3 protein-coding genes, 3 tRNA genes and 2 pseudogenes are annotated in these 3,323 nt (G+C 53.0%); 1 reads left to right on the forward strand and 7 read right to left on the reverse strand.

Going from position 1 to position 3,323, the window contains the following annotated elements; all coding sequences use genetic code 11:
- Positions 1-11: 11 nt before the first annotated feature.
- Positions 12-68: pseudogene (locus M1B34_RS33885) on the forward strand (hypothetical protein); the annotation flags it as partial.
- A 27-nt stretch (positions 69-95) separates the two neighbouring features.
- Here the strand turns inward: M1B34_RS33885 and M1B34_RS27200 are convergent.
- From M1B34_RS27200 to birA, 7 genes and pseudogenes are all read right to left on the reverse strand, one after another.
- Positions 96-596: pseudogene (locus tag M1B34_RS27200) on the reverse strand (GTP-binding protein); the annotation flags it as partial.
- Positions 597-611: 15 nt separating this feature from the next.
- Positions 612-687 (reverse strand) — tRNA-Thr (locus tag M1B34_RS27205).
- A 26-nt stretch (positions 688-713) separates the two neighbouring features.
- Positions 714-787: transfer RNA gene (locus M1B34_RS27210), tRNA-Gly, on the reverse strand.
- 24 nt (positions 788-811) lie between these two features.
- Positions 812-896, reverse strand: a tRNA-Tyr gene (locus tag M1B34_RS27215).
- A gap of 143 nt (positions 897-1,039) precedes the next feature.
- A complete protein-coding gene (locus M1B34_RS27220; protein ID WP_268261994.1) occupies positions 1,040-1,486 on the reverse strand; it encodes a hypothetical protein in 447 nt (148 codons plus the stop codon).
- Positions 1,487-1,494: 8 nt separating this feature from the next.
- A complete protein-coding gene (locus M1B34_RS27225) occupies positions 1,495-2,244 on the reverse strand; it encodes a pantothenate kinase (RefSeq protein ID WP_268266734.1) in 750 nt (249 codons plus the stop codon).
- Complete coding sequence (gene birA / locus M1B34_RS27230) at positions 2,234-3,193, reverse strand: bifunctional biotin--[acetyl-CoA-carboxylase] ligase/biotin operon repressor BirA (RefSeq protein ID WP_268266735.1); 960 nt, start codon at positions 3,191-3,193, stop codon at positions 2,234-2,236. Before birA ends, M1B34_RS27225 begins: the two co-directional genes overlap by 11 nt.
- Positions 3,194-3,323: the final 130 nt, after the last annotated feature.

Here is a 3,323-nt window from a genome sequence, read left to right on the forward strand (position 1 = left end):
TCGGCGTCACTGTGTTTCTTACCCTGCTGGCGTTGTTCAGCTGGTTCCATAAGGGTCTGAACTACGGCCTGGACTTCACCGGCGGTACGCTCATCTGCATCGTCAACCATGTCAGCCTTGTTCAGGAAGACAACGATGTACGGAACACCTACCTGACGGGACAGCAGGATGTGCTCACGGGTTTGTGGCATCGGACCATCAGCGGCCGAGCAAACCAGGATTGCGCCATCCATCTGAGCAGCACCGGTGATCATGTTTTTTACGTAGTCGGCGTGACCTGGACAGTCAACGTGTGCGTAGTGACGCACGGCCGAATCGTATTCAACGTGAGCGGTGTTGATGGTGATACCGCGAGCTTTTTCTTCTGGGGCGCTGTCGATCTTGTCGAAGTCAACCTTGGCCGAACCGAAAACTTCGGAGCAGACGCGGGTCAGAGCAGCAGTCAGAGTAGTCTTACCATGGTCAACATGACCAATGGTACCGACGTTGACGTGCGGCTTATTACGTTCGAACTTTTCCTTAGCCATCGAAATCACCCCTAGGAGAAGAATTGAGCAGATCACACAAGCCATTAAAACAAAGGCAGATATTTTCATATCTGCCTTGTTATATGGAGCTCTTGAGCGGATTTGAACCGCTGACCTCACCCTTACCAAGGGTGTGCTCTACCAACTGAGCTACAAGAGCGAAACACATTGCACAAACTGTAAACTTGGAGCGGGTAGCGGGAATCGAACCCGCATCATCAGCTTGGAAGGCTGAGGTTCTACCACTAAACTATACCCGCGGAGCGTACAGCTCACGCTAAATCTGGTGGAGGGGGAAGGATTCGAACCTTCGAAGTCGTAGACGTCAGATTTACAGTCTGATCCCTTTGGCCGCTCGGGAACCCCTCCTAAGCGAGGCAGCATTCTATACTATGCCACCCTTCTGTCAAGCGTTTTTCTCATTAAAAACCTGAGCTTAGCTGCGTTGACATCACTTTGCAGCCTCAACCTTGTTTGGTCTTCGCTGCGAAGCGGGCGCCATTCTATGCAAACTATTCGAGAGTTGCAATGCCTTCGCACAACATTATTTTATGTTTTAACTCATTGAATTCTTTAGCAAGATTCTGGAGCTGCAAATCATCGACCAAATGCTTGCTGCCGGGCTCTACACGCACCCAGAAGCCCGCTAAATCAGGGAGTGCCAAAGACTGCAGCTCTCCGCTGGCCCCCATAGCCTGCAAACGCTGCTCAAGCAACTGCGCCGTCTCTCTGCGAGCAAAACCACCTAGATAAAGACACATGTTCTCAGCTTCGGCCACCTTAGCCCTGTCTCGACGCGCAACAACATCAGCGGACTCACTCAACAGGCGAATATCTTGCTGAGTACCGCGATACAAGCTCAGGGGAGTCACCTCTTTGGCCCGAAGAGGCGCCTCCTGCTGGTGCCAGATGTAATAAAAAGCATTCAGAACCAGGAGCAACAGGAAGAGCCAGCGCATATAAAACCTCAAGACAATGGACACGCCACAGCCAAGCCAACAAACACAAGATCCGGGACAACTTTACCGCGAGGCACAGCATCGGAGACCAAGCCGGCATCCCCGCCCGTTAAAAATACGGAGAATTCATCCCCCCAATAACGGCGCGCTTGATCCAATTGGGTCAGCACAAAACCCCGCAACATTAACAAGCAGCCTCGTTCGACCGCCTCAACAGTTGCTCGCCCAGGCAAAAGATTCTCCAGGGCACGCTCAGCTGAAAGATCATCGTAACGAATACGCCGTGTATGGGTACGCAACTGATTACGCATCAATGGCATCCCGGGGCAAATGAACCCCCCTAGGTGCATGCCATCCGCCCCGATGAAGTCCGCCGTGACCGCAGTGCCAAAATCAAGCACCAGGCACGCACCATTTGCCAGACGAAAAGCGCCTAGCATTGCGAGCCAGCGGTCTAAACCAAGGCGCTCATAATCATCGTAACCATTGTGCACACCTGCCATTTCTCGAGCGGGAGAAGCGCAAACCGCACTAATAGCAAACGCCTCGAAGAGCATCGCAGCCAATCGCCCAGTCTCGTCAGAGGTACGCACACTGACAAGCCGACATAGCGTCAAAGACAAACCTGGCAAACCATGCAGGACCGCCAGCAACGCCTGATCAGAATCAACCACACCCTCTGAAAAGACATACAGCGACTCGACATGGAGCACACGCCATTTGATGAAGCTATTACCGCAATCAAGCTCAAGAATCATCTCGCAACCTCAAGCTGAGCTCACCACCGCTATACACCTTCTCTACACCTTCCACTCTTAAGCGCAGCGCGCCTTGCCGATCGATTCCCATGACGATACCGTCCACTTTGTTGACACCTGCCACCAAGGAAACCGATCGCCCCTGCCATAGGTGGTTTTGCTCCCACTCGGCCTGGATCGCCACGAAACCTGACTCTTGATGTCGCTTTAGATACGACCCAAGCACAGCCCCCAAACGAACAACCAACTCGTTCCGATCGATCATGCGCCCAGACTCTAACCTGATAGACGTCCACTCCTGGTCGACCTCTTCAGCGCCCTGCATATTCACATTGATTCCTACACCCAAAACCACGTGACACACGTCAGCAGGATCTCCAACCAACTCCAGCAAGATGCCGGCGATTTTCTTCCGCCCTACCAATACGTCGTTTGGCCACTTCAGGCCGGCCTTAGAGATGCCGAAATCACGCAAAGTCTGCATTACAGCTAAGCCGACAACTAGGCTGAGCCCTTCCAACTGGCGCATACCGCCATCTATGCGCAAGACCAAGCTGTAATACACATTTTCGGCGAAAGGACTCACCCATTTGCGCCCTCTCCGCCCCCGCCCAGCGCTCTGACGCTCGGCCAAGACGAAAAACGGTGCAGATTGTCCGCGCTCAATTGCCCTCAAGGCCTCTGCATTAGTTGAGTCAATGGAATCAAAAACCAGAATCCCCCATGAAGAATCATGGGATTGTCGAGCAATCTCAGCCCCATCCAGGAGAGCAATTGGAGCTGCGAGTTGATAACCACGGCCACGGACTTTATGAATAGAGAGCCCAAGCTCAGCCTCCATTTGCTGCAACTGCTTCCAAACAGCGCTGCGACTGATACCCAGCGCCGCTCCAAGAGCCTGTCCAGAATGAAACCGCCCATCTTTAAGAAGCTCTAGCAACGTCAGCATGCAGGTCTCGCCTCACAATGAGGCCCGCATGATAGCCATGCCTACGGCCGTTGCATAGAAAGCCCCACGAACGCAGCAACACATGCACGCCCTCGAAAGGAATTGCGTATTTTCTTTGCGGACAAACAAA

The sequence above is a fragment of the Pseudomonas morbosilactucae genome, assembly GCF_023241715.1.
Taxonomy (GTDB): domain Bacteria; phylum Pseudomonadota; class Gammaproteobacteria; order Pseudomonadales; family Pseudomonadaceae; genus Aquipseudomonas; species Aquipseudomonas morbosilactucae.